General features: G+C 64.4%; 25 protein-coding genes and 1 tRNA gene. 18 read left to right on the top strand and 8 right to left on the bottom strand.

Features of this window, described 5'->3' with window-relative positions:
* The first annotated feature begins 38 nt into the window (after window positions 1–38).
* A tRNA-Met gene (locus AWB70_RS00255) sits at window positions 39–115 on the top strand.
* 125 nt (window positions 116–240) lie between these two features.
* Here AWB70_RS00255 and AWB70_RS00260 read toward each other — a convergent pair.
* Window positions 241–2,037: a ShlB/FhaC/HecB family hemolysin secretion/activation protein gene (locus tag AWB70_RS00260; protein WP_053567490.1), complete on the bottom strand. Its 1,797-nt coding sequence runs from the start codon at window positions 2,035–2,037 to the stop codon at window positions 241–243.
* A gap of 401 nt (window positions 2,038–2,438) precedes the next feature.
* On the opposite strand from AWB70_RS00260, the gene AWB70_RS00265 reads away from it, so the two are divergent.
* The 3 genes from AWB70_RS00265 (at window position 2,439) to AWB70_RS00275 (ending at window position 5,317) form a co-directional block, all read left to right on the top strand.
* A complete protein-coding gene (locus tag AWB70_RS00265; protein WP_053567489.1) occupies window positions 2,439–3,299 on the top strand; it encodes a MurR/RpiR family transcriptional regulator in 861 nt (286 codons plus the stop codon).
* Window positions 3,300–3,422: 123 nt separating this feature from the next.
* Complete coding sequence (locus AWB70_RS00270) at window positions 3,423–4,754, top strand: aspartate aminotransferase family protein (protein ID WP_053567488.1); 1,332 nt, start codon at window positions 3,423–3,425, stop codon at window positions 4,752–4,754.
* Between the two features lie 8 nt (window positions 4,755–4,762).
* Window positions 4,763–5,317 (top strand): carboxymuconolactone decarboxylase family protein, encoded by a 555-nt coding sequence (locus AWB70_RS00275; protein WP_053567487.1) that lies wholly within the window; start codon window positions 4,763–4,765, stop codon window positions 5,315–5,317.
* 3 nt (window positions 5,318–5,320) lie between these two features.
* Here AWB70_RS00275 and AWB70_RS00280 read toward each other — a convergent pair whose 3' ends face one another.
* Window positions 5,321–6,226 carry a glutamate/aspartate ABC transporter substrate-binding protein gene (locus AWB70_RS00280; RefSeq protein ID WP_053567486.1) on the bottom strand — a complete coding sequence of 302 codons (906 nt, stop codon included), beginning with the start codon at window positions 6,224–6,226 and terminating at the stop codon, window positions 5,321–5,323.
* A 189-nt stretch (window positions 6,227–6,415) separates the two neighbouring features.
* Here AWB70_RS00280 and AWB70_RS00285 point away from each other — a divergent pair, with 189 nt between their 5' ends.
* Both AWB70_RS00285 and AWB70_RS00290 read left to right on the top strand, forming a co-directional pair.
* Window positions 6,416–7,090: a glycine zipper 2TM domain-containing protein gene (locus tag AWB70_RS00285; RefSeq protein WP_053567485.1), complete on the top strand. Its 675-nt coding sequence runs from the start codon at window positions 6,416–6,418 to the stop codon at window positions 7,088–7,090.
* Between the two features lie 97 nt (window positions 7,091–7,187).
* The gene (locus AWB70_RS00290; RefSeq protein ID WP_082378027.1) at window positions 7,188–7,679 is read left to right on the top strand and encodes a hypothetical protein; all 492 of its coding nucleotides are present in this window, start codon (window positions 7,188–7,190) and stop codon (window positions 7,677–7,679) included.
* A gap of 366 nt (window positions 7,680–8,045) precedes the next feature.
* Here AWB70_RS00290 and AWB70_RS00295 read toward each other — a convergent pair whose 3' ends face one another.
* Genes AWB70_RS00295 through AWB70_RS00305 form a run of 3 tightly spaced genes read right to left on the bottom strand, consistent with a single transcriptional unit; the run spans window position 8,046 to window position 9,950 of the window.
* On the bottom strand, window positions 8,046–8,432 hold the full coding sequence (locus tag AWB70_RS00295) for a hypothetical protein (protein ID WP_053567484.1): 387 nt from the start codon (window positions 8,430–8,432) through the stop codon (window positions 8,046–8,048).
* Between the two features lie 13 nt (window positions 8,433–8,445).
* Window positions 8,446–9,009, bottom strand: coding sequence for an outer membrane protein assembly factor BamE domain-containing protein (gene bamE, locus AWB70_RS00300; protein WP_053567483.1), 564 nt, complete (start codon window positions 9,007–9,009; stop codon window positions 8,446–8,448).
* A gap of 26 nt (window positions 9,010–9,035) precedes the next feature.
* Window positions 9,036–9,950 carry a peptidoglycan DD-metalloendopeptidase family protein gene (locus AWB70_RS00305; protein ID WP_053567482.1) on the bottom strand — a complete coding sequence of 305 codons (915 nt, stop codon included), beginning with the start codon at window positions 9,948–9,950 and terminating at the stop codon, window positions 9,036–9,038.
* A gap of 391 nt (window positions 9,951–10,341) precedes the next feature.
* On the opposite strand from AWB70_RS00305, the gene AWB70_RS00310 reads away from it, so the two are divergent.
* The gene (locus AWB70_RS00310) at window positions 10,342–10,593 is read left to right on the top strand and encodes a GlsB/YeaQ/YmgE family stress response membrane protein (RefSeq protein WP_045451842.1); all 252 of its coding nucleotides are present in this window, start codon (window positions 10,342–10,344) and stop codon (window positions 10,591–10,593) included.
* Between the two features lie 62 nt (window positions 10,594–10,655).
* Here the strand turns inward: AWB70_RS00310 and AWB70_RS00315 are convergent, their stop codons facing one another.
* On the bottom strand, window positions 10,656–11,315 hold the full coding sequence (locus AWB70_RS00315; protein WP_014190509.1) for a DedA family protein: 660 nt from the start codon (window positions 11,313–11,315) through the stop codon (window positions 10,656–10,658).
* Window positions 11,316–11,518: 203 nt separating this feature from the next.
* On the opposite strand from AWB70_RS00315, the gene mutL reads away from it, so the two are divergent.
* The 4 genes from mutL (at window position 11,519) to AWB70_RS00335 (ending at window position 15,160) form a co-directional block, all read left to right on the top strand.
* Window positions 11,519–13,492 carry a DNA mismatch repair endonuclease MutL gene (mutL, locus tag AWB70_RS00320; RefSeq protein WP_053567609.1) on the top strand — a complete coding sequence of 658 codons (1,974 nt, stop codon included), beginning with the start codon at window positions 11,519–11,521 and terminating at the stop codon, window positions 13,490–13,492.
* Window positions 13,489–14,430, top strand: a complete 942-nt coding sequence (miaA, locus tag AWB70_RS00325) for a tRNA (adenosine(37)-N6)-dimethylallyltransferase MiaA (protein WP_053567481.1) — start codon at window positions 13,489–13,491, stop codon at window positions 14,428–14,430. Before mutL ends, miaA begins: the two co-directional genes overlap by 4 nt.
* A gap of 83 nt (window positions 14,431–14,513) precedes the next feature.
* Complete coding sequence (locus tag AWB70_RS00330) at window positions 14,514–14,807, top strand: nucleotidyltransferase domain-containing protein (RefSeq protein WP_053567480.1); 294 nt, start codon at window positions 14,514–14,516, stop codon at window positions 14,805–14,807.
* The gene (locus tag AWB70_RS00335) at window positions 14,804–15,160 is read left to right on the top strand and encodes a HepT-like ribonuclease domain-containing protein (RefSeq protein ID WP_053567479.1); all 357 of its coding nucleotides are present in this window, start codon (window positions 14,804–14,806) and stop codon (window positions 15,158–15,160) included. The genes AWB70_RS00330 and AWB70_RS00335 overlap by 4 nt, the downstream gene beginning before the upstream one ends.
* A 57-nt stretch (window positions 15,161–15,217) precedes the next feature.
* Here AWB70_RS00335 and purM read toward each other — a convergent pair whose 3' ends face one another.
* Window positions 15,218–16,273, bottom strand: a complete 1,056-nt coding sequence (gene purM / locus AWB70_RS00340) for a phosphoribosylformylglycinamidine cyclo-ligase (RefSeq protein WP_014190504.1) — start codon at window positions 16,271–16,273, stop codon at window positions 15,218–15,220.
* 238 nt (window positions 16,274–16,511) lie between these two features.
* Between purM and hda the strand changes: the two genes are divergently transcribed.
* The 7 genes from hda (at window position 16,512) to AWB70_RS00375 (ending at window position 22,146) form a co-directional block, all read left to right on the top strand.
* Window positions 16,512–17,303, top strand: a complete 792-nt coding sequence (gene hda, locus AWB70_RS00345) for a DnaA regulatory inactivator Hda (protein WP_014190503.1) — start codon at window positions 16,512–16,514, stop codon at window positions 17,301–17,303.
* An 11-nt stretch (window positions 17,304–17,314) separates the two neighbouring features.
* Window positions 17,315–18,001, top strand: a complete 687-nt coding sequence (locus AWB70_RS00350) for a histidinol-phosphatase (RefSeq protein ID WP_053567478.1) — start codon at window positions 17,315–17,317, stop codon at window positions 17,999–18,001.
* Window positions 17,994–19,571, top strand: coding sequence for a polynucleotide adenylyltransferase PcnB (pcnB, locus tag AWB70_RS00355; protein ID WP_053567477.1), 1,578 nt, complete (start codon window positions 17,994–17,996; stop codon window positions 19,569–19,571). Before AWB70_RS00350 ends, pcnB begins: the two co-directional genes overlap by 8 nt.
* Window positions 19,572–19,650: 79 nt before the next feature.
* The gene (folK, locus tag AWB70_RS00360; RefSeq protein ID WP_014190500.1) at window positions 19,651–20,205 is read left to right on the top strand and encodes a 2-amino-4-hydroxy-6-hydroxymethyldihydropteridine diphosphokinase; all 555 of its coding nucleotides are present in this window, start codon (window positions 19,651–19,653) and stop codon (window positions 20,203–20,205) included.
* Window positions 20,202–20,882 carry a deoxynucleoside kinase gene (locus AWB70_RS00365; RefSeq protein ID WP_053567476.1) on the top strand — a complete coding sequence of 227 codons (681 nt, stop codon included), beginning with the start codon at window positions 20,202–20,204 and terminating at the stop codon, window positions 20,880–20,882. Before folK ends, AWB70_RS00365 begins: the two co-directional genes overlap by 4 nt.
* A 46-nt stretch (window positions 20,883–20,928) precedes the next feature.
* The gene (gene panB / locus AWB70_RS00370) at window positions 20,929–21,744 is read left to right on the top strand and encodes a 3-methyl-2-oxobutanoate hydroxymethyltransferase (protein WP_053567475.1); all 816 of its coding nucleotides are present in this window, start codon (window positions 20,929–20,931) and stop codon (window positions 21,742–21,744) included.
* 102 nt (window positions 21,745–21,846) lie between these two features.
* Window positions 21,847–22,146, top strand: a complete 300-nt coding sequence (locus AWB70_RS00375; RefSeq protein ID WP_014190497.1) for a hypothetical protein — start codon at window positions 21,847–21,849, stop codon at window positions 22,144–22,146.
* A gap of 12 nt (window positions 22,147–22,158) precedes the next feature.
* Here AWB70_RS00375 and AWB70_RS00380 read toward each other — a convergent pair whose 3' ends face one another.
* Window positions 22,159–23,091, bottom strand: a complete 933-nt coding sequence (locus tag AWB70_RS00380) for a CopD family protein (RefSeq protein WP_053567608.1) — start codon at window positions 23,089–23,091, stop codon at window positions 22,159–22,161.
* Window positions 23,092–23,553: the final 462 nt, after the last annotated feature.

Below are 23,553 nucleotides of genomic sequence, written 5' to 3' on the forward strand. Positions count from 1 at the left end.
CAGCGCGTTCACTGCTCGCCATAATCTCGTCTTCTTTCGGCGAATTAGCTCAGTCGGTTAGAGCGACGGAATCATAATCCGCAGGTCCGGGGTTCGAGTCCCTGATTCGCCACCAGATGTGGAAAGCGGCTCACAGCAATGTGAGCCGCTTTTTTTTCGCCTCGCGCCCTATCCCTTCCCTATTCCAGTCTAGTCCCCGAGCGGCGCCGCGCGCCGGATGGGCACGCGACGCACGACGGCTCAAAGCTGCGCCGTCAGTTGGAAGCCGACCGTCACACGAGCCGTCGGAAATCCGGACGGTTTGTAGAGCGGCGTGCCGGCGAACAACTCGTAACTCACGCCGACCGCCTTCAACGGCACGCCGCCACGAATGCCGATGACCGCGCCTACGAGCTGCGTGCCCGCCAGAAACGCGGTGTTCGGTCCGAACACGCGACCATAATCGATGCCCGCATAGAGCGACTGCCCGGTCTTTCCGATCGGCGCTTGCAATTCGTTGCGCCAGTAGAAGCCGCGTTCGGCCGCCAGCATATGTTCGCCATCGAAACCGCGCACCGTGTAGCGGCTGCCGATGGTCAGATCGTCGAGATAGAACAGCGTGTCGTTCGTGTACTGACCGTGAAACGTCGTCACGTAGCGCAACGCCTGATTCGCCACGGCGAACGGCACCGACACATTCATGTCGAGCACGGCCATATGGAAACGATACGTCGGTCCGTCCGGCTTCGTTGCGGGCGTGGGCGCGATTGCCGGATCGGGCGGCAGCGACGGGTCCGGCGTCGCGCCGAATGCACCGATGCCCTGCCGATACGCGAGCGTGCCGTCGAACTGCGCACCGCCGAAGTAGTGGCGGTCCGTCATGCCGAGTTCGAGGAACGTGTTGTTGCGCCGCTGCAGCTCGATCGCTGTGTCGTCGATGAAACTCGCGCCGAAACGCTTCGACAGTTGAGCGTATGCGCCGAGCACGTCGTTCTGGCTTCGGCGCAGCACGCGCGCCAGCTTGAAACCGGCCGTCTGCGAATTGCCGCTGGAGACGAACGTCTGATTCACGCCCGCGATCTGCTGGTAGTACGTGTTGGTGTTGCCGAACAGCGTGGCTGTCCAGTAACCCCAAGGCACGGAATAGGCGCCGTTGAATCCGTGCGAGCCAAGGGCCTTGTCGGCGAGTTGGAGGTCTTGATTCGCGCCGAGCGTCAGCACGTCGTTCAAGCCGAGCGGATTGTTCAGGCCGAAGCTCAGATTGCCTTGCAGTTTGCCCGTGGCGCGGCTGCCCGAATTATCGACCGAAGCGACGAGCGACCAGGGCTTCGTGCGCTTGAGCGTCAACACGACGTCGCTCTGTCCGGGGATGTCGGTCGGCTCGATCTTCATGTCGACGTCCTGGTTCGAGACGCGCTTCATCTGCTCAAGCCCCTGCTCCAGATCGCGCAAATCGAGCACATCGCCGGGTCTCGTCGGAAAGGCGCTCTTCCAGGTTCCCCACGACACAGGTTCGGCAAAACGGACATTGCGAATCACGCCCGGCACGAGCGCAACCTTCAGCACGCCGCGCGACAGATCCTGCTCGGGCAAGAGCACGCGCGTCGTGATGTAGCCGCGGCTCAGGATCACTTGCTGCAATCCCTTGGTCAGCAGATTCACGCCGTTCTTGCCGACACATTGGCCCGCGTAGTGCGCGAGCCAGTCACGCGCGAACGCGAACGGGTCGAGCGGCAGCGCCGATGCGCCTTTGGCGCGCAAGGCTTCGGGCAACGTCGCCGGCACGTCGAGCACGAACGAGTCGATGCGAAAGCATGGCGCTTCCTGCGGCAATTCGGGATACGTCTCCTTCTCCGAGACGCTCGAACGCACGGCGGGCGCCTGCACAGCGGCTTCGCGCTGCTGCGCCTCGCGTTGTTGCTGAATCTGCTGGTTTTGTTCGGCGTTGGCGCGCGCGGCTGCGGCTTCGTCGGCGGGCGTCGGACCGACTTGCGCGTTGGACGTAAGGGATACGAGGGCTGTGAGCGGAAGGGCCGCGAGCCTTTTGTTGAGCTTCATAAACAATGCGATGGAATGTTCTCAGTCGACGCTTCTCGGCGGAAGGTCAACGCTGAGCTCGCACGATATGCACTCGTTCAGGTATGTCGTGCGAAATGTTGATATTTGTGTTTGCGCTACGACTTACTCCGAAAACTAAATCGTTATCCTTAGTTTTTTACAAAAAAGAAATTGCCGTCGAGCAACGGTGCGAGCGCAGAACTATATCTCGTACCGGTGGCGCAGATAGCTATCGGAACACTATTTTCCGATTCGTCGGAGGTTCTTCGGATCAAAATTCGGCCATGCGTTTGACGTCAGTCAAGAAGCCGCTCCCGCTCCAGGCAGAGCCATCAAACGCCGTTCGACCACCCACCCCGTGTTTAAATAGCGCAATCCGCTGCGCCCTTCACGAGCCAAACGTGCCCACCTTCGACCAACTCGCCGCGACCATCCGCGACCGCTTCCCTGACCTGAGCCCGCAATTCCAGGCCGGCGCCGCATTCCTGCTCGACTATCCCGACGAAGTCGCCGTCCTCTCGATGCGCAAGGTCGCCGAGCGCGCGAAAGTCCAGCCCGCCGCCATGGTCCGTCTCTCACAGCAGCTCGGTTTTCCCGGCTGGAACGAGCTGCGCGAAATCTTCGTGAGCCGCGTGCGCACGCGCCCCGAGCCGCTGACGGCCCGCGCGCGCTCGCTCGTCAAAGGCGGCGCGGACAACCATCTGAGCCGCGACCTGGCCAGCGCCCAGGCGCACAACCTCGAACTCACGCTGGCGCAAAATGCCGAAAGCGTCATCGAAGCGGCCAAGGCCTTGAAGAAGGCGCCGCAGATCCACGTCGCGGGCTTTCGTTCGTGCTATCCCGTGGCATTCGGCCTGCTCTACGGCTATCGGCTGTTTCGCCCCTCCGTGAGCCTGATCTCGGGCGAAGCCGGCACGCTCGAAATGCAATTGCGCGGCATCGAGAAACGGCACGCGGTGGTGGTCGTGAGCTTCGCGCCGTATTCCGTCGAAGCGGTGCGCGTCGCGCAGGCGGCGATCGAGCGCGGCGCGAAACTCATCGCGCTCACCGACAGCGCCGTGTCGCCCATCGCCTTGAACGCGGATCACACGCTGATCTTCTCGCACGAGTCGCCCTCGTTCTTTCCGTCGCTCGTCGCGGCCTCGGCGCTCGCCGAGATGCTCGTCGCGCAACTGCTCGCGCTCGAAGGCAAGGACGCCATCGCGAATCTGGAACAGGCCGAAGCCGCGCTCCACTCGCAGGGCGCCTACGCGGCAAACTAGCCGACCGCGTTTTTCCCGCCGCGCGCGAGCCGGGTCGCCAACACGCGCACTTGACAACATATGTTGTTTTTAGTCTAGAATTATACATCGCGTGTTGTGCGCGCACTTAAAAGGCAGGGCATCATGACCACGGTATTTCATCGCGCGCCGCGCGCCAGGCTTCCCGTCGCCGTGCGTGGCGACGGCATCGAGATCGTCGATTCGGACGGCAAGCGCTATATCGACGCGTGCGGCGGCGCAGCCGTCTCGTGTCTCGGCCACAGCCATCCGCGCGTGATCGAGGCCATCCAGCGCCAGGTGCAGAAACTGCCCTACGCGCACACGTCGTTCTTCACGACCGAACCCGCCGAACAACTCGCGGATTTTCTCGTCGGACACGCGCCGAAAAATCTCGGCCACGTGTATTTCGTGTCCGGCGGCTCCGAAGCGATGGAAGCGGCGCTCAAGCTCGCGCGCCAGTATTTCGTCGAAAAGGGCGAGCACGAGCGGCGGCATTTCATCGCGCGGCGGCAGAGCTATCACGGCAACACGCTCGGCGCGCTCGCAATCGGCGGCAACGCATGGCGTCGCGAGCCGTTCCTGCCGATCCTCATCGAAGCGCATCACGTCACGCCCTGCTTCGCGTATCGCGAGCAGCAGGCCGGCGAGAGCGATGAAGCCTTCGCGCAGCGTCTCGCCGACGAACTCGAAGCGAAGATTCTCGAACTCGGGCCGGAGTCGGTCGCGGCGTTCGTCGCGGAAACGGTGGTCGGCGCAACGGCGGGCGCGGTGCCGCCGGTGCGCGAGTACTTCCGCAAGATCCGCGCGGTCTGCGACCAATACGGCGTGCTCCTGATTCTCGACGAAGTGATGTCGGGCATGGGCCGCACCGGCCATCTGTTCGCGTGCGAGGAAGACGGCGTCGCGCCCGACATTCTCGCCATCGCGAAAGGGCTTGGCGCGGGCTATCAGCCGATCGGCGCGACGCTCGTCAGCAACGAAATTTTCGATACGATCGTCGGCGGCTCGGGATTCTTCCAGCACGGTCATACCTATATCGGGCACGCGACCGCCTGCGCGGCGGCGCTCGAAGTGCAGAAGGTCATCGAAGAAGACAAGCTGCTCGACAACGTGAAGGCGCGCGGCGAGCAACTGCGCGCGCTGTTGCGCGAGCGGCACGCGAATCATCCGTACATCGGCGACGTGCGCGGGCGCGGCCTCTTCACCGGCGTCGAGCTCGTGCAGGATCGCGCGAGCAAGACGCCGTTCGATCCGAAGCACAAGCTTCACGCGCTCATCAAGCGCGAGGCGATGGAACGCGGCCTCATGGTCTATCCGATGGGCGGCACGGTCGACGGCCGGATCGGCGATCACGTGCTCATCGCACCGCCGTTCATCACGACGAGCGCGCAAATCGAAACCATCGTCGAGCGGCTGTCCGATGCGATCGACGGCGCGCTTGCGCTCATCCGCTGAGAACGAACATGAAAAAGCGACTTCCCGATTTCGACATCGCGCAGGCTTCGGATGCGCAAAAGGCCGTGCTGCAGGACATCCTGAGCGGCCCGCGCGGCAATCTCAACGGTCCGTTTCTCGGCTGGATCTTCAGTCCGGACCTGGCGCAGAACGCGCAGAAGCTCGGCGCGTTCTGCCGCTACAACACGGGCCTGCCGCTGCGCCTCTCGGAACTTGCGATTCTCGTGACCGCGGCGCGCTGGCGCTCGCAGGCGGAATGGCATATTCATCATCCGATCGCGCTGGATGCCGGCCTGCCCGCCGAACTCGCCGAAGCATTGCGCACGAGCCAGACTCCCGTCTTCGCCGATGCCGACGACAAGCTCATCCACGATTTCGCGGCCGAGCTCTATGAAACGAAACGCGTGAGCGACGCGACGTTCGACGCCGCCGTCGCGCGGTTCGGTCATACGGTGGTGGTGAATCTCGTCGGCCTGCTGGGCTATTACGCGCTCGTCGCCATGACGCTCAATACCTTCGGCATGCGCGCCGAAGGGCAAACCAGTTTGCCCTTCGCCGAATGACGGTCACTCGAACGCCTTGTCGTTAGGCTCGGCGTAGAGCTTCTGCATCGTCTCGCTCATGGGGAAATCGAAGTTGATGTTCTTCGGCGGCACGGGTTTCATGAACCACTTGTCGTACATCGTCCTGATCTCGGGGCTTTTCATCACCTGGGCCATGGCGTCGTCGACGAGCTTCTTGAATTCGGGATCGTCCTTTCGCAGCATGAACCCGTACGCCTCCGACGACTGCGGCGTGCCGACGATCACCCAGTCCGAAGGCTTCGCCGTGAGCGAGCGCGTGCCGGCGAGCAGCACGTCGTCCATCATGTAAGCCACCGCGCGCCCGGTTTCGAGCGTCGCGCGCCCTTCCCCGTAATCCTTCGCGCTGATGATGCTCATGTTCATCTTCTTCTCTTCGTTCATCTTTCGAAGAATGCGCTCGGACGTCGTGCCCTGATTCGTGACCACCGTCTTGCCTGCGAGATCGGGAAAATCCTTGATGCCCGAATCCTTCTTCGTGAGCAGGCGCGTCGTCGCGACGAAAAACGTGTCGGAAAACGCGACCTGATTCTGCCGCGACGTGAGATTGGTCGTCACGCCGCATTCGAGATCGACCGTGCCGTTCTGCACCAGTGAAATGCGGTTCTGCGACGTGACCGGAATGAAGCGCACGCGCAAGTCCGGATGCTTCGTCTTCGCCTTCACGGCGTCGATCACCTTGTTGCACAAGTCCTGCGAAAAACCGATGACATCGTTGTTCGCATCGACATAAGAGAACGGCACGGACGTTTCGCGATGGCCGATCGCGATCAGATTGACGTGCTGAATCTTGGCGAGCGTGCCCTGGCCCTCCTGGCCATGGCTTGCGCCCGCGACGAGCGAAAGCGCGGCGAACGCGACGACGGATGCGGCGAGCGGCGTGGAGTGCATGGCATTTCCTTTTCGGATGGAATGATACATATGTTGCCATTTCAAAATACCGAACAACATATGTATTCACCCTTAGCCGATTCGTGACGCGAGATGCCGCGACTTTTGCTTACAAATGTCACAGCCGGCGCGTCCACCGTGCGCGTCGCGCGGCGTTATAGCTGACAGGCATCCACAGGAGTCGCTGCCATGAACGTCGCTACCGAGATTCAAACGAAGCCGTCCCGCATTCATCCGCTCGTCGCGGCGGCCGCCGTGTCGGTCATCCTCGCGTGCGGAACGGGTATCGCGGCCATGACGGGCCTGCTGCCCTTGTCGAAAGCGACGGCAACGGCCGCCGCGGTCACGGCCTCGCCGCTCGTCGATGTGCAAACGACCAAGCCCGTGACGCAGGCTTCGGCGCAGGCCCCGGCGCAGGAAGCCGCATCGCTGCCGCGCGCCGTGCGCGGACATCATCCGACGCCGGTTCACCGGCCCGCGCCCGCGCCCGCTCAGAACACGTCCTACACACCGGCCGCAGCGCCCGCCTACGATCCCTACGCCGGCGAAGTGACCGCCGTGAACGCCGTGCAGACCGCGCAGCCGACGACCGGCCTGGGCGCGATCGGCGGCGCGGTGGCGGGCGGGCTCGCGGGCACGCAGATCGGCAACGGCCGCGGGCGCACGGCGGCGACGATCATCGGTGCGATCGGCGGCGGACTCGCGGGCAATCAGATCGAGCGCGTGGTCCACAAAGCGACGACGTATCAGGTGCAGGTCCGCATGAACGACGGCAGCGTGCGCAGCTTCAATTACGAGACCGCGCCCGGCGTGGCGGTCGGCCAGAAAGTGCATGTGTCCGGCGAGACGCTGACGCCCGCCTGAGCACGCGGCGACGCGCCTTAAGACACGGCTAATTTTCCGGTGCGATGATGTTTCCCACGTTCAACGCACCAATCCGCATAGCTTCGGGAGCACTGTCGTGAAGAAAAAGACGACGAACAAGAAGTCCAGCCGTACGGCGATGTCGCCGCTCTTGCGCGCGCTGACCTATAGCCGCACGGCGCGCGAGCCGATGATCGACGCGATGCTGCTGCAATGCTATGTGGCGCTCGATGCGTTTCATCGCGGACAGGGATCGCAGCCGCTTTTCATGACGCTCTGCCGTCACATGCTCGTTGCCGAGGAGTTGTGTCAGCTCGGCCATGCGCCGGACGCTGGTCACGAGATCACGCTCGCGCATGAAGCGCTCGTCGCGCTCGATGCGCGCCATGCGGCGGAAGCGGCGTGGTCGTTGAGCCCGGACGAACATGCCGTGCTGTGCGAGGCGCTCGACCTCTTTGCGGCGCAACTCGACGACGCGACGCTCGAACATATCGCGCAGGCGGAGGCGAGCATGGTCACGCAATCGCTCGTCGCGGCGAACCTGCGCTCGGGCATCGGACGCGCGCAAGCCGTGTCGTCGGCAGGCTGAAATATCGATTGCGAATCAGGGCTTTCCCCCAATAGGCTGATCAAATTGCGAATGTGTTTGCGAACGTACATTGTTACGACGCAAGGTTCGCAATACTCTGTTCCAGCGCACGGGGGGAAGCAGCAGAACGCGCTGAGAGACCGAAAAACAGGATGGGCGGCACTCTGCCGCGGTGTGGGTGAAAGCAAAGCGCAACAACAAGAATCAAAGCGCGAGTTTTTGCCAACGACGCGGCGAGTCGCAGGTGAAGGAAGCCATCGTCCCGACAAAGAAGTTCAAGAGCCGGCATTCGCCGGCTTTTTCTTTTTGCGTCGAGGCACGGTTCGTCGTTTCGCGCACGCGCTCCCGGCGACGGCGGAACCGGGATCAGCGATAGGCGGCGAACACCGTCCGCGCGCATTCGGCGCACCAGCGACGCGACGCCGCATCGGAACGCGCTTCCCAGACGTGACCGTAGGCGCATTGCCAGCGCAGGGGCGTCGCGGCGTCCACATAGCTGCTCGAGAGCAGCATGCCGCCGCGCACACGCGCCACTTCGCGCAGGCGCTTCGTCTCCAGGGTCATCCGCTCGGACGCGCAGTTCATGCAGCGCACGTTCTGCGCGATGTCGAGCGCGGTGTCCCAGTGATGGCCGCGCCCGCATTCCCATACGGGTATCACTGTCGCGCCGGCGCTTTGCAGCATCTGATCGCGATAGGTCGCCGCCTCGTCCATCAGGCGAAGGCGCGTTTCGGAGAGAGGAAATTCGCTCATCGTATGCGTGGAATCAGCGCTGGGCGCCGCGGATGGACTCGGAACGCGATGTCGTCACGACGATGCCGTCAGGATCGAAATGCGCGTTGAACATGGCGTCCTGATTGACGCCGTCTTCGAGCCAATGCCAGCTCCAGACGCGCTCTTTCTTGAGCCGGTATTCCGCGACCTCGGTCGGCTTGCCGAGCAGCCTGCGGACTTCGTCCATCGTCATGCCGGGCCGCACCTTGGCGATGTTCGCGGCGGTCAGCACCTGCGTCACGGAAACGAAACGGCCGCTCGCGTCGAGATCGACCATATAGGTGTTCGTGCCCGCCGGTCCACGCGGATATTCCAGCCGCTTGCTGCCGTCCGTGTAGTTACGTTCGGTTTCGGGCTCGCCCATCTGCTCGCGGATCTGCGCTTCGGTCGTCACGCCCGGCTGCAGATTCTTGAGCAGCAAATTGTCCGGCTTCACGGCGTTGAAAAGCGCTTTCAACTTGTTCAAGCCTTCCTCGCTTTGCTGCTGATCGCAGCCGGACAGCAACAGCGACATCGACACTGCCGCGGCCAGCGCGGCAATCACGGTCTTCTTCATGGGTAACTCCTTCCGCGTGCGCCGGATTAGCCGCCCGCGCCGAGCAGCGGCATCGGATCGACCGCGGCGCCGGACTTTCTGACTTCAAAATGCAGGGCCGGCGTACCGCTGGGTGCCGTGCCCATATCCGCGATCGTCGCGCCCTGCTTGACGGAATCGCCTTCCTTCACGAGCAGCTTATCGTTATACGCATATGCGGTCAGATAGTCGTTGCTGTGCTTGACGATGATCATGCGCCCGTAAGAACGCAAGCCGCTACCCGCATAGACGACCTTGCCAGCGGCCGCCGCCTTCACGGGCTGTCCGACCTTGCCCTCGATATCGATGCCCTTGTTGCCGCTCGCGCCGAACTTGCGCACGACTTCGCCGCGCACGGGCCAGACGAACGTGCCCTTCGCAGCGGAGGCGGTGACGGCGGGCTGATGCTCTTCGCTCGCGGCCGGCTTTTCCGCCGCGGCTTTCTGCGCCACGGATTTCTCCGGCGTGGGCAAAAGCGGCGGCTGCGCGATCTTCGCGCCCGTGGATGCCGCGGCGGCGTTGCTTGCAGTCGCGGATGCACCCGGCGGCGTCACGCGCAACACCTGCCCGACATTGACCTGCCTGCTTTCTGGCAGATTGTTCCACGTCGCCAGATCGGCGGGCTTCTGCTTGAAGTTGCGCGAAATGGCGTAGAGCGTGTCGCCCGGCTTCACGCGGTAGAAGCCCGGCTCGACGGCCGCGGACGTGGCCGGACCAAGCGGCACGACCGGCGCGGGCGTCACGCTCTGCGACGTGGTCTGCACGACCGGCGGCGCGCTCAACGCCGAATTCTCGACGATCGGCGCGGGCGTGCGCGGCGTCGATGAACATCCGGCGAATCCCGCCACGAGCGCCATGCCCGCGATCGCCGCCCACGGCTTCGCTCCGAAAGCGCTTTTATGCACCACAACCAGCTTTTCCATGCTCTTCGTCTTGACTCTTCTGACTAGTCCGGCCGCGCTCGCACGCGGCGCCCTCGTTATGCACACATGCTCAGAGCGATGCTCCGAACGAATTCCAAACTCTGAAGAAACACAAACCCCGCCAGCATAAAACATTACAGAAACAATTTCGTCGCTGTGATCTAAACGATTCACTTTGAAAACCGCCGACGTAACCGTTTGGCATTCTAAATTTTTGACGTAAATCGCGGGACCTCGTGGCGCGAGCCACCGGGGCAAATCGCGCACCACTGCGCCGACAATCTTTGACAGTCAGCAGGCCGCCCTTTCCGCTACATTTTCCGCGCCCGGTTGCAGGTCCGCCTGCAACCCGCAATTCTCAATCTCACTGGAGTCTCAACGCATGCAAATCCTGCAACACGGCATCATCCTCAGTCTGATCATCGGCGGCGTAGCCGGCTGGCTCGCCGGCCTCATCATGAACGGCAGCGGTTTCGGCGTGATCGTCGATATCCTCGTCGGCATCGTGGGCGGCGTCATCGGTGGATGGCTCTTCGGCATGCTCGGCGTCTCGTTCGGCGGCGGCATCCTCGGCACGCTGATCACCGCTGTGATCGGCGCGGTGGTGCTGATTTTCGTCATCCGCCTGTTCCGCCGCGGATAACGCCGCTGCACAGCGCTCGCGAGGCGGCCGTCCGGCGGCCTCGCGGGGGAATGCATCCGGACTCAGGCCTTCGAGTTGCGGCGGCTCATTTTCCACAGCGCGCCGATCGCAATCGGCACGATCGCCGCACCGATCCCCACCAGCACGATCACATTCAGATACTGCTTGATGAACGGAATGTTGCCGAAGAAATAGCCGAGCAACACGAGCAGCAGCACCCAGATGAGCGCGCCCAGAATATTGAAGAGCTGAAAGCGCGCGTGACTCATCGACGACACCCCCGCGACGAACGGCGCGAAGGTCCGCACCACCGGCACGAAACGCGCTATCACGATGGTCTTGCCGCCGTGTTTCTCGTAGAAGTTGTGCGTCTTTTGCAGCGCCGCCCGGTCGAGAAAGCGTTCGAGCACGGGAATGTTCGTGTCGAAGACCTTCGGCCCGATGGCGCGCCCGATCCAGTAATTCACCGTATTGCCGACGATCGCCGCGACGAGCAGCAGCGCGATCAGCGCGAACAGATCCATCTCGTGCGATGCGGCGAACGCCCCGCCGATGAACAGCAGCGAATCGCCCGGCAGAAACGGAAACACGACGAGCCCGGTTTCGCAGAACACGATCAGGAACAAGACCGCGTAGACCCAGGCGCCGTAATTCTGGATGAAGACACCGAGCGACTTGTCGATGTGAAGGATGAGTCCCAGGAATTGCAGCAGCGTGTCCAAAAAAGCTTTCCTCGAAAAAATTGCACCGGCGCGGCAAAAAATTGCGCGTCGGCAATGAACAGGGGAGTCGCGCCATGATACCGAAGTGACGCGGCGCGCCGGTTAAAAAACCGTGTCGAAGCGCCAACCTGCGTTCAGTTGGCGGCCGTGGACAGATGCGGTGCGCGAAGAAGGCGCCCGGTCGCGAACGCTATAATTTCGTCATGGCCGATCTCAACGAACCCACCGCCAGCGCCGCCATCGACGGCCCGGCAGCCGCTTTGACAGCCGGCGACGCGCGCCGTTCGCGCGCCATCGCCCCGCTGCCCGACCAGCTCATCAGCCAGATCGCCGCGGGCGAGGTCGTGGAGCGGCCGGCGTCGGTCGTCAAGGAGCTGCTGGAAAACGCGCTCGACGCGGGCGCGCGCACGCTGCGCATCACGCTCGACGAAGGCGGCGTGAAGCGCATCGTGGTCGCCGACGACGGCTATGGCATGCCGCCGAACGAACTTCCCCTCGCGCTCATGCGCCACGCGACGAGCAAGATCCGCTCGCTCGCCGAACTCGAAGCCGTCGCCACGCTCGGGTTTCGCGGCGAGGCGATCGCATCGATCGCGTCCGTCGCCGAATTGTTCATCACGAGCCGCACCGAAAGCTGCCCGCACGCGACGCGCATCGACGCGCAGACCGGCGTGATCTCGCCCGCCGCGGGCACCGTCGGCACCACGATGGAAGTGCGCGAGTTGTACTTCAACACGCCCGCGCGCCGCAAGTTCCTGAAGAGCGAGCAAACCGAACTCGGCCATTGCCTCGATGTGATCCGCCGCACGGCGCTCGCGCGGCCCGACGTCGCGATTTCGGTGATGCACAACGGCCGCGCCGTCGAGCACTGGAACGCGAGCGATCCGCAGGCGCGCGTCGCGAAGATTCTCGGCGAGGTGTTCGAGACCGCGCATCTGCCGCTCGACGAGCGCGCGGGTCCGCTCGCCGTCTATGGCTGCGCGGGTTTGCCGACCGCGAGCCGCGGCCGCGCCGACCAGCAGTATTTCTTCGTGAACGGCCGTTTCGTGCGCGACAAGCTGCTCACGCACGCCGTGCGCGCCGCATACGAAGACGTGCTGCACGGCAACCGCTACCCGGCGTACGTGCTGTTTCTCGACCTGCCGCCCGAATCGGTCGATGTGAACGTGCATCCGTCGAAGATCGAAGTGCGCTTTCGCGATTCGCGCTCGATTCACCAGTACGTGTTTCACGCCGTGCAGCGTGCGCTCGCGCGGCATGCGGGCGCATCGCCGGAAACGACCTCGGGCGGGCACGCAGCGCAACTCACGCCCACGGGCGAATCGTCGTTCAGCGCGAAGCCTTTTTCCGGCACGCCTGAGACGCTCTCGTTGAAAAGCGAGAACGGCACGAACTGGATGCGTCAGTCGCGCATGACGCAAGGCACGCTGCCGGTCGCGCAGCCGCTCGCGCTCTACGATGCGCTCTTCGGCCGCAAGGATGCCGGCGCCGGCACGCCCGATGCCACGACCACGCGCGACGAGCCGTCGCCGGCGGTGGCGTGGGCGTCGGAGGACACGCCGGCTTACAACTCGCCGCTCGATAGCCACGACGAACAGCCGCTCGGTTTCGCCGTCGGCCAGATTCACGGCATCTATGTGCTGGCGCAGAACGCGCGCGGGCTCGTGATCGTCGACATGCACGCCGCGCACGAGCGCATTCTCTACGAGCAGTTCAAGCACGCGCTCGCCGATCGCGCGATCGCCGTGCAGCCGCTGCTGATTCCCGTCTCGATGACGGCCGAGCCGGTCGAAATCGGCATCGTCGAGGAAGAGCGCGAGACGCTCGACGCGCTCGGCTTCGATCTCGCCGTGCTCTCGCCGACCTCGATCGCGATCCGCGCCGTGCCCGCGCTTTTGAAAGACGCCGATCTGCAAGCGCTTGCGCGCGCCGTGCTCGCGGACCTGCATGCTTACGGCGGCTCGCGCGTGCTGACCGAACGCCAGCACGAGCTGCTCGGCACGCTCGCCTGCCACAACGCGGTGCGGGCGAACCGGCGGCTCACGCTCGACGAAATGAACGCGCTTTTGCGTCAGATGGAAGCGACCGAGCGCGCGGACCAGTGCAATCACGGCCGGCCGACGTGGTATCAGCTCACCCTCGCCGATCTCGACCGGCTTTTCATGCGCGGCCAATGAGCGCCTTGCCGGTAGCGTGTCTGCTTGGCCCGACGGCGTCTGGAAAAACCGCCGCCGCGCTGGCGTTCGCGGCGCGGCATCCTGTCGAGATCGTCAGCGTGGATTCGGCGCTCGTCTATCGCGAGATGGATATCGGCACGGCCAAGCCGAGCGCGGAGGAGCGCGCGGCCGCGCCGCATCATCTGATCGACATCATCGATCCCGCCGATGCCTATTCCGCCGCGCAGTTTCGCGCGGACGCGCTGCGGCTCGCGGGCGAGATCGTCGCGCGCGGCAACGTGCCGTTGCTGGTCGGCGGCACGATGCTGTACTACAAGGCGCTGACGCAAGGACTCAACGATCTTCCCTCCGCCGATGCTGAGGTGCGCGCCGCGCTCGATGCCGACGCCGCCCGCGACGGCTGGCCCGCGTTGCATGCGCGCCTGGCCGAAGTCGATCCGCAGACCGCCGCGCGCCTCGCGCCGAACGACTCGCAGCGTATCCAGCGCGCGCTGGAAGTGTTCATGCTGTCCGGCAAGCCGATGTCCGCGCTGCTCGCCGCGCCGCGCATTCAGGATCGGGAAGCGCCGTACCGCTTCGTGCCGGTGGCGCTGGAGCCGTCGGATCGCGCGGTGCTGCACAAGCGCATCGAGGCGCGTTTCGATGCGATGCTCGCGCACGGTTTCATCGACGAAGTGCGTGCGTTGCGTGCGCGCGGCGATCTGGATCTCTCGATGCCATCGATGCGCTGCGTCGGTTATCGGCAAGCGTGGGAGTATCTCGACGGCGCATGCGGCTACAATGAAATGCGCGACAAAGGCATCTTCGCGACGCGGCAGTTGTGCAAGCGGCAGTTGACGTGGTTGAGGGCGATGCCTGAAAGAGTCGTCGTGGATTGTTGTGCGGGGGATGCGACGGAGCGGGTGGTGGAGGCGGTGGAGCGGATTTTAGGGCGCTGAGGCCAACGCCGCTTTGCGGGTAGGCCCTGAACGCTCACACGCGCTATGATTAACGGGCCCCTACCGCGCCATTCGGATTCGATATGAGCAGACCTTCCGCGGCCCTATACGCCCATCGCGACGACATCCTTCGCATTGTCGCCGCCAATCGCGCGGCCAACGCGCGCGTCTTCGGTTCCGTGTTGCATGGCGACGACGACGACGACAGCGATCTCGATATTCTCGTGGACCCGCTGCCCGGAGCGACATTGCTCGATCTCGGCGCGATTCAGGTCGAACTCGAAGATCTGCTCGGCGTATCGGTCGACGTCGTGACGCCGCAGGATCTGCCCGCGGCATTTCGCGGCGAAGTGCTCGACGAGGCGCGCATCGTATGAACGCAAAGCAGCGACAATTGCGTCTCGGGGACTATCTGGAACACATGCGGGACGCATCGAGAACCGCGCGCGGGTACCTCGATGGAATCGACAAATCCGAATTCCTCGAAACCCGCATGATCCAGCAAGCCGTCATTCTGAATCTAATCGTGATCGGCGAGGCGGCGGTTCAGATCGAAGCAGAGTTTCCCGAATTCGCAGCGGCCACGCCGGGCGTGCCTTGGAAGAAACTGCGCGGCATGCGCAATCGAATGACACACGGTTACTTCGATACGAACCTCGAAATCGTATGGGAAACGGTGAAAACCGCTTTGCCTGATCTCGAGCAGCTACTATTGCAACATCCGGGCTAGAAACAAAAAACCCTCGCACCGGGCGAGGGTTTTGGCTGCAACCGAACGGCAAGCGACTCAAACCACCACCGTCTGCGCCTCCCCTTCCTTGCTTTCGCGCACGACGCCGATCTTCCAGACCTGCTCGCCAGCACCCGACAGCAAACCGGTAGCCGCATCGGCATCTTCGGCCGCGACGATCACCGCCATGCCGATGCCGCAATTGAACACGCGATGCATCTCCGCATCCGCAACGCCGCCGTGCTTCTGCAGCCACGCGAAAAGCGGCGGCAGCGGCCACGCGCGATGATCCAGCTCAGCCGTCAGCCCTTCGCGCAGCACGCGCGGAATGTTCTCGACGAGACCGCCGCCCGTGATATGCGCCATGCCCTTCACCGTGACGCTCTGCATCGCGGCAAGCAGCGGCTTGACGTAGATGCGCGTGGGCGCCATCAGCGCGTCGGCGAGCGAGCGGCCGTCAAAATCGGCGTTCAGATCGGGATTCGCGCGCTCGATGATCTTGCGCACCAGCGAATAACCGTTCGAATGAATGCCGCTCGACGCGAGACCCAGCACGACGTCGCCCGGCTTGATCGTGCTGCCATCGATGATCTTGCTTTTTTCCACCGCGCCGACCGCGAAACCGGCGAGGTCGTATTCGCCGTCCGGATACATGCCCGGCATTTCCGCCGTCTCGCCGCCGATCAGCGCGCAGCCCGCGTATTCGCAGCCCTGCGCGATGCCCTTCACGACGTCCGCGGCGGTATCGACATCCAGCTTGCCGCACGCGAAGTAATCGAGGAAAAAGAGCGGCTCGGCGCCCTGCACCAGAATATCGTTGACGCTCATCGCGACGAGATCCTGGCCGACCGTGTCGTGGCGGTTCAGCGTGAAGGCGAGGCGCAGCTTGGTGCCGACGCCGTCCGTGCCCGACACGAGCACCGGCTCCTTGTACTTCTTCGGCACTTCGAAAAGCGCGCCGAATCCGCCGATGCCGCCCAGCACGCCTTCGCGCAGCGTCTTTTTGGCAAACGGCTTGATGCGATCGACGAGCGCGTCGCCCGCGTCGATGTCCACACCCGCGTCGCGATACGACAGACCCTGGGTGCCGGAGGCGGATTTCGGTTGATTCATGGGGGGAGTGCGAGAAGGTCGGTAAAATGCGATTTTACCCGATGATGACCCGACGACCGGATTTCCCGCACGCGGCGCACGCGCCGGCAACGCTGTTTTCGAGATTCAGCCCGAAAACCCGAGCGCAGCCGCGAAATGCCCGCGAAACGGTCCGATGCGGCTTTGCGCGTCTCGCGCACGGCTCATCCGCCGGTTTTCAAGATATGCCCGACGCAAGGCCCGACGACACCGATCTCCCGTGCAACGCCAACTGACGCTCGATCTGGGCACGCCGCCGCCCGCCACGTTCGACAATTTCTTCGCCGCCGGCAACCACGAGCTGATCGCGCGGCTGCGCGAGCTCGAAGGCGCGCTCGCGGCCGGCCCCGTCGCGGACCGCACGTTCTACGTGTGGGGCGAGCCGGGCAGCGGCCGCAGCCACTTGCTGCAGGCGCTCACGCACGAAGCGAACGGCCACGCGCGCTATCTGAGCCCGCAAAGCGCGCTCAACGCGTTCGGCTTCGATCCGCGCGTGACGCTCTATGCCATCGACGACTGCGACCGCCTTTCGCCCGCGCAGCAGATCGCGCTCTTCAATCTCTTCAACGAAGTGCGCGCGCAGCCCACCAGCGCGCTCGTCGCCACCGGCAACGACGCGCCGCTCGCGCTCACCGTGCGCGAAGACCTGCGCACGCGGCTCGGCTGGGGCCTCGTGTTCCATCTCCAGCCGCTGTCGGACGAGGCGAAGGCGTCGGTGCTCAAGCACGCGGCGCGCGAGCGCGGCATCGTGCTGGCGGACGACGTGCCGGGCTATCTGCTCACGCACTTTCGCCGCGACATGCCGAGCCTGATGGCGCTGCTCGACGAACTCGACCGCTTCTCGCTCGAACAAAAGCGCGCGGTGACGCGCCCTCTTCTGCGCGCGATGCTCCAGCAAACCGGCCGCGCCGCCCCGCTCGCACCGGTCGCAACCGACGACGCGCCGGCCCGGAATTCGGGCGCGGATGGCGCGTCCGCCGCGCCGGACAACGATCCGACCCGCTTCAAGTAAAATGCGCACCCATGAACCTCGCCCTGTTTGATCTCGACCACACGCTCATCCCCACCGACAGCGACCACGAATGGGGCCGCTTCATGGTGAAGCTCGGCATCGTCGAAGCGGAATCTTTCGCCCGTCAGAACGACGCCTTCTACGCCGATTACAAGGCGGGCGTGCTCGATATCAACGCGTATCTGCATGCCATGCTCGCGCCCCTCGCGAAATATTCGCGCGAGCAACTGACCGACTGGCACGCCCAGTTCATGCGCGAAGTGATCAATCCGCGCATCGTGCCGGCCGCCGTGACGCTGGTGCGCGAGCATCAGGACAACGGCGATCTCTGCTGCCTCGTCACCGCGACCAACGCGTTCATCACCGCGCCGATCGCCGAGGCGTTCGGCATCGAAACGCTGATCGCGTGCGAAGTGGAAACGGTCGACAACCATCCGGCGGGCGCGCTCACCGGCCGGCCCACGGGCACGCCGAGCTATCGCGAAGGCAAGATCGTGCGGGTCGAGCAATGGCTCGCATCGATCGGCAAGACACTCGGCGACTTCAAGCACAGCTATTTCTACAGCGACTCGCACAACGACATCCCGCTGCTTGCGCGCGTCACCGACCCTGTCGCGACCAATCCCGACGACACCCTGCGCGCGCACGCGCAAGCCCAAGGCTGGCGCATCCTGAACCTGTTCGACACACGTGATTAAAAAACTCATCCGCAAGCTGTTCGGGCAAGAAAGCGCCTCCGCCGACGAAGGCAACGCAGGCGCAGCCAACGACATGCCGAACGCTTCGCAAGAAGCAAAACCCGCTCGCAAGAGCACGCGCAAGAAAGCCGCCCCGCACGTGAAGCGCGATCCGAACGTGCCGGTGATCCTGTCCTCGGAGATCCACGGCATCGATCCGTCGCTGATCTCGAAGAACGCCGTGCGCGTCACCGAAGGCCTGCAGCACGCGGGACACCGCGCGTTCATCGTCGGCGGCGCGGTGCGCGACCTGCTGCTCGGCGTCGCGCCCAAGGACTTCGACGTCGCCACCGACGGCACGCCCGATCAGGTGCAAAAGCTCTTTCGCCGCGCGCGCATCATCGGGCGGCGCTTTCAGATCGTCCATGTGCAGTTCGGGCAGGAGATCATCGAGACATCGACGTTCCGCGCACTCATGGATGTGCCGCCGGAGCCGTCCGCCGAACCGCCGCGGCGGCTGAAGCGCGGCGAACTCGATGGCCGCACGCATGCCGTCGACGCAAGCGGCCGCGTGCTGCGCGACAACGTCTGGGGCGAGCAGCACGAAGACGCCACGCGGCGCGATTTCACCATCAACGCGATGTACTACGATCCGGCCACGCAAACCGTGCTGGATTATCACGACGGCATGGCCGATATCCGCGCGCGGCTGTTGCGCATGATCGGCGACCCGGCCACGCGTTATCGCGAAGACCCGGTGCGCATGCTGCGCGTCGTGCGCTTCGCGGCGAAGCTCGGCTTCGAGATCGACGAAGCCACGCGCGCGCCTATCAAGGATCTCGCGGACCTGATGAACAACGTGCCGGCCGCGCGTCTCTTCGACGAGATGCTGAAGCTGCTGCTCTCGGGTCACGCGCTCGCGTGTCTCACGCGGCTGCGTCAGGAAGGCCTGCATCACGGCGTGCTGCCGCTGCTCGATGTCGTGCTCGAACAGCCGCACGGCGAGAAGTTCGTCACGCTCGCGCTCACCAGCACCGACGAGCGCGTGCGCGCGGGCAAGCCGGTTTCGCCGGGCTTTCTCTTCGCCACGCTGCTGTGGCACGACGTGCAGACGCGCTGGCAGCAATTCACCGCGAACGGCGAGTATCCGGTGCCCGCGTTGCATCGCGCGATGGACGACGTGCTCGACATGCAGACCGAGAAGCTCGCCATCCACAAGCGCTACTCGTCGGACATGCGCGAGATCTGGGGTCTTCAGCATCGGCTGGAAAAACGCGGCCGCAGCGCGCTGAAGCTGCTGGAACACCAAAGATTCAGAGCGGGGTATGATTTCCTGCTACTGCGTTGCGAATCGGGCGAGCTCGACGCCGAAGTCGGCCAATGGTGGAGCGACTTCATCAGCGGCGATCACGCCGAACGCGAAGCGCTGTTGTCGCAAGGCGGCAAGGAGAAGAGCGGCCCGAAGAAGCGGCGGCGTCGCAGCAACGCGAAGCGCCGCTCGGGCGAGTCGGCGGAGCAGCCCGCACAGGGAAGCGAAGGCGAAGCAAGTCCCGGTGCGGCGACTCAGCGCGAAGACGCCGACAACGAGTAAGGCCGGATTTGGTTACAGTAGCGAGAAAGCGCTGTGGCTTTCCCGTTTTTCGCTGCAACCTACGCGTAGGACTTCTGCCATGACGATTGCTTATCTGGGCCTGGGAGCGAATCTCGGCGATGCGCGCCAGACCCTGAAAGACGCAGTCGTGTGTCTCGCCCAGCAGCACACGATCACCGTGCTCGCGAAATCGAGCCTGTATCGCACCGCGCCGATCGACGCTTCGGGCGACGATTATTTCAATTGCGTCGTCAAACTCGAAACGAGTCTGCCGGCGCGGTCGCTTCTGCGTCTGTGTCATCACATCGAGGAGCAGTTCGGCCGCGAGCGGCCCTATCGCAATGCGCCGCGCACGCTCGACCTCGATATTCTGCTGTACGGCGCATCGAGCATCGACGAAGCGGATCTCGTCGTGCCGCATCCGCGCATGACCGAACGCGCCTTCGTGCTCGTGCCGCTCGTCGAGCTCGAACCGGAGCTCATTCTTCCTCAACGCGGCCGCGCCGATGCCTTCATCGCCGGCGTCGCCGATCAGCGCATCGAGAAAGTGGCGACGTGCCAGTGCATGGCCGGCGCGCCAGCGCGCGACGCGAACGCCGACACCGCCCCTTCCAACAAGACAGACTGCCGATGAGTGTTCCGCCACTGACCGTCACCGCGCCGCAACTGCGGCCGCCGCATCGCTACATTGCAATCGAAGGGCCGATCGGCGTCGGCAAGACCACGCTCGCGACCTTGCTCGCCGAACGCTGGTCGATGCGCACGCTGTTCGAGCGCCCGCAGGACAATCCGTTTCTCGAGCGCTTCTATCGCGACACCACGCGTCATGCGCTCGCCACACAACTAAGCTTCGCCTTGCAGCGCGCGGCGCAGACGCGGGAAGCCGCCGATATCGTCACGAGCGGCTCCACGCTCATGACCGACTTCCTCACGCAGAAAAGCGAGTTGTTCGCGCGCCTCACGCTGCCCGACGACGAGTTCCAGCTTTACAGGGACATGGCCTCGCACATTCGTTCGAGCGGCCCCGCGCCCGATCTCGTCATCTATCTGCAGGCGAGCCCGGAAGTGCTGTTCGCACGCATCCAGAAACGCGCGCTGCCGATGGAACTGCAAATCTCCGATTCCTATCTGCGCGCGCTCTGCGATGCTTATAACGAGTTCTTCTATCACTACGACGCGACGCCGGTGCTCACGGTCAACGCCGAGCATCTGAATCCGCTCGCATCGGATGAAGATCTCGCGCTCCTCCTGGAGCGCATCGGGTCCATGCGCGGGCGCAAGGAATTCTTTGTCAAAGGCGTGTCGGCCTGACCGGCCTGAACGCGCTGGCCGATCTGCTCTCTCTAGCGAAACCATCATGACGTATCTGCAGGAAACGAATCGCTCGACGATCACCGTCCCCAAGCTCCAGGCCATGCGCGAGACCGGCGAGCGCATCGCGATGCTCACGTGCTACGACGCGAGCTTCGCGGCGCTGCTCGAACGCGCGGGCGTCGATGTCATGCTGATCGGCGACTCGCTCGGCAACGTGCTGCAAGGGCATCACACGACGCTGCCCGTCACGCTCGCCGACATCGCGTATCACACGGCGTCGGTGGCGCGCGGCAACCGCAGCGCGCTGATCGTCGCGGACATGCCCTTCGGCACGATCGGCTCGAAAGAAGAGGCCTATGCGAACGCCGTGCAGTTGATGCGCGCCGGCGCGCAGATGGTGAAGATCGAAGGCGGCGAATGGCTCGCTGAAACCGTGCGCTTTCTCGTCGAGCGCTCGATTCCGGTGTGCGGGCACGTCGGGCTCACGCCGCAATCGGTGCACGCGTTCGGCGGCTTCAAGGTGCAGGGCAAGTCCGAAGCGGCGGCGCAACAGATGAAGCGCGACGCCATGGCGCTGCAGGAAGCGGGCGCGCAGTTGATCGTGATCGAAGCCGTGCCGACACTGCTCGCGCGCGAAGTCACCGAAGCCCTCGCGATTCCGACCATCGGCATCGGCGCGGGCATCGACTGCTCGGGGCAGGTGCTCGTGCTGCACGACATGCTCGGCATTTTCCACGGCAAGCGCCCGCGCTTCGTCAAGGATTTCATGCAGGGTCAGCCGAGCATTTTCGCAGCCGTCGATGCCTACGTGCGCGCGGTGAAAGACGGTTCGTTTCCCGGACCCGAGCACACGTTCTGAGCGCGCGGGCGCCGCGCTTCACGATCTGCGTTTTCTCGTACATACTGGCGAGCTTCTTGCGCATAGGCTCGAAACCGGTCAATTAGAAAAGCGAGAACGATCATGTGGCACGTCCTTCCCGATGAATACGTCCGGGCCCAACTGGCGGTCGGCTCGCTCGTCGCGCTGGGCGTCGCGCGCGTGGTGGCGGCGGGCATCGGCGCGCAGCACGGCTGGCGCATTGCGGCCGTGACGCGCTGGTTCATCGGCGCGGCGGCGGTTTTCTGCCTGCCGCAACTTCTCGAAGTGATGTTCGTCGCCGATTCGCATACGGCCTTCGTCGAACTGCAAGGCAAGGTGATCGGCTGCGCGGTCGCGCTCTTTTGCGCGCCGATCGTCAGTCACAAGCTCGGCTACGAATAACGCGCGCCGCGTTCATCCCGCGAGCGCCGAGCCCGGAATGCTGTGCGACAGCACCGCGGCCGCAACGAACACGCTCGCCATCATCACCGCTTCGAGGCGCATCACGTTGATGACCGTGTGCGCGTCCATCGTCGATGCCGAGCGTTGCAGGCGCGGGAGCGCCGACCATCGGTTCAGCGCGCCGAACGCGAGCGCCATCGCGACCAGCGCGATTTTCACGATCAGCGCGTGACCCCATGTGCTCGCGCCCAGCACCGCGGGCGAGCCGCCGATGCCGCGCCATCCATTGAACACGCCCGTCACGATCACGAACGCGACCGCGATCGCCGCCATCCGCGACATGCGCGCGACGATGCGGATCAGACACGCGCGCGCCATCGACGTGTCGAGCGCCGGCAGCACGAACGCACCCGCGATGACGATGCCGCCCCACACCGCGGTCGCGAGCAGATGCAGCGTCTGGACGCCTTCCGCGAAGGAAAACGCGCCGGCGTCGGCGGCATGACCGATCGCCGACTTGCCCGCCGCGACGATCAGCGCCGCGAGCATCGCCAATCCGTTGCGCGAAACCGATAGCGGTCCGCCGCTTGCCGCCGCGAGCGACAGGAGCAGCGCGCCCGCCAGCGCCACCGACCAGCCGACGCCCGCATGCGTGCCGGTGGCGACGAGCCACAGGGACGCGCCCGCTTCTGTAACCGGCGCGCCGCTCATCGCCGCCGATTCGAGCCACAGGGAGACCAAGCAGCACAACGCAAGCACGAGCGCGGCAACCGCGCCGCCCCGTGCGGCGCTGCGCCAGCCGCCTCGCGCGGGTGAGACGGGCGCGAACGCCTGTTCGCCGGACAGCCATGTCTTGAGGATGAGCGCGCCGAGCGCGCACGCGAACGACAGATCGCCGAGCGCCGCGAACGCGGTCTGCGCGAACCAGAGCGGATCGTCGTTCATCATGCTGAAGGCGGCGCGGCGTGATCGCGCGGTACTGAAACAAAGGTCATCGAAGAATCGATCTCGTGGAAAGTGAACGGGCGCGCACGATGCGGCACAGCATCGAACGCGAACGAAACGCCTTGAATTTTTGCCGGGCGCTTCCGAAACTGCATGAAGCACATCGGACTGGCGTGGGTCATCCGTCGAATAACGGTCGAAGATTTGTCGAAAGGCAATGAACCGGCCGCGCTGGAGAAGTTCGTCGCGGAGGGTCAATAGCCGCGCGGCAAATTGTCGCGAATGCGCTGCAGCAGGACTTAGAGCGAGATTGTGTCAAATAGTCACCATCATGCATCGATGATAGAATGCCGCGTCGCATCAGAGGCTCTTCGAGCCGCTGTGGCCGTGGTCCGCCACCCACCGCCCCCTGCGTGGCCGTGGTTCGCCACCTTCGCACCGAGCCGCACGAAGCTCGGCAGG

Origin of the sequence: Caballeronia cordobensis (genome assembly GCF_001544575.2) — a bacterium.
Classification (GTDB): Bacteria; Pseudomonadota; Gammaproteobacteria; order Burkholderiales; family Burkholderiaceae; genus Caballeronia; species Caballeronia cordobensis.

Bases quoted from the DNA above. Each gene is read 5' to 3' on its own strand.
- folK (WP_014190500.1), top strand. From the start codon at position 19,651: ATGACGATTGCTTATCTGGGCCTGGGAGCGAATCTCGGCGATGCGCGC.
- AWB70_RS00330 (WP_053567480.1), top strand. From the start codon at position 14,514: ATGAGCAGACCTTCCGCGGCCCTATACGCCCATCGCGACGACATCCTT.
- AWB70_RS00275 (WP_053567487.1), top strand. From the start codon at position 4,763: ATGAAAAAGCGACTTCCCGATTTCGACATCGCGCAGGCTTCGGATGCG.
- AWB70_RS00380 (WP_053567608.1), bottom strand. From the start codon at position 23,091: ATGAACGACGATCCGCTCTGGTTCGCGCAGACCGCGTTCGCGGCGCTC.
- AWB70_RS00350 (WP_053567478.1), top strand. From the start codon at position 17,315: ATGAACCTCGCCCTGTTTGATCTCGACCACACGCTCATCCCCACCGAC.
- mutL (WP_053567609.1), top strand. From the start codon at position 11,519: ATGGCCGATCTCAACGAACCCACCGCCAGCGCCGCCATCGACGGCCCG.
- AWB70_RS00295 (WP_053567484.1), bottom strand. From the start codon at position 8,432: ATGAGCGAATTTCCTCTCTCCGAAACGCGCCTTCGCCTGATGGACGAG.
- AWB70_RS00260 (WP_053567490.1), bottom strand. From the start codon at position 2,037: ATGAAGCTCAACAAAAGGCTCGCGGCCCTTCCGCTCACAGCCCTCGTA.
- AWB70_RS00375 (WP_014190497.1), top strand. From the start codon at position 21,847: ATGTGGCACGTCCTTCCCGATGAATACGTCCGGGCCCAACTGGCGGTC.
- purM (WP_014190504.1), bottom strand. From the start codon at position 16,273: ATGAATCAACCGAAATCCGCCTCCGGCACCCAGGGTCTGTCGTATCGC.
- AWB70_RS00335 (WP_053567479.1), top strand. From the start codon at position 14,804: ATGAACGCAAAGCAGCGACAATTGCGTCTCGGGGACTATCTGGAACAC.
- miaA (WP_053567481.1), top strand. From the start codon at position 13,489: ATGAGCGCCTTGCCGGTAGCGTGTCTGCTTGGCCCGACGGCGTCTGGA.
- bamE (WP_053567483.1), bottom strand. From the start codon at position 9,009: ATGAAGAAGACCGTGATTGCCGCGCTGGCCGCGGCAGTGTCGATGTCG.
- AWB70_RS00365 (WP_053567476.1), top strand. From the start codon at position 20,202: ATGAGTGTTCCGCCACTGACCGTCACCGCGCCGCAACTGCGGCCGCCG.
- AWB70_RS00270 (WP_053567488.1), top strand. From the start codon at position 3,423: ATGACCACGGTATTTCATCGCGCGCCGCGCGCCAGGCTTCCCGTCGCC.
- AWB70_RS00280 (WP_053567486.1), bottom strand. From the start codon at position 6,226: ATGCACTCCACGCCGCTCGCCGCATCCGTCGTCGCGTTCGCCGCGCTT.
- panB (WP_053567475.1), top strand. From the start codon at position 20,929: ATGACGTATCTGCAGGAAACGAATCGCTCGACGATCACCGTCCCCAAG.
- AWB70_RS00305 (WP_053567482.1), bottom strand. From the start codon at position 9,950: ATGGAAAAGCTGGTTGTGGTGCATAAAAGCGCTTTCGGAGCGAAGCCG.
- AWB70_RS00285 (WP_053567485.1), top strand. From the start codon at position 6,416: ATGAACGTCGCTACCGAGATTCAAACGAAGCCGTCCCGCATTCATCCG.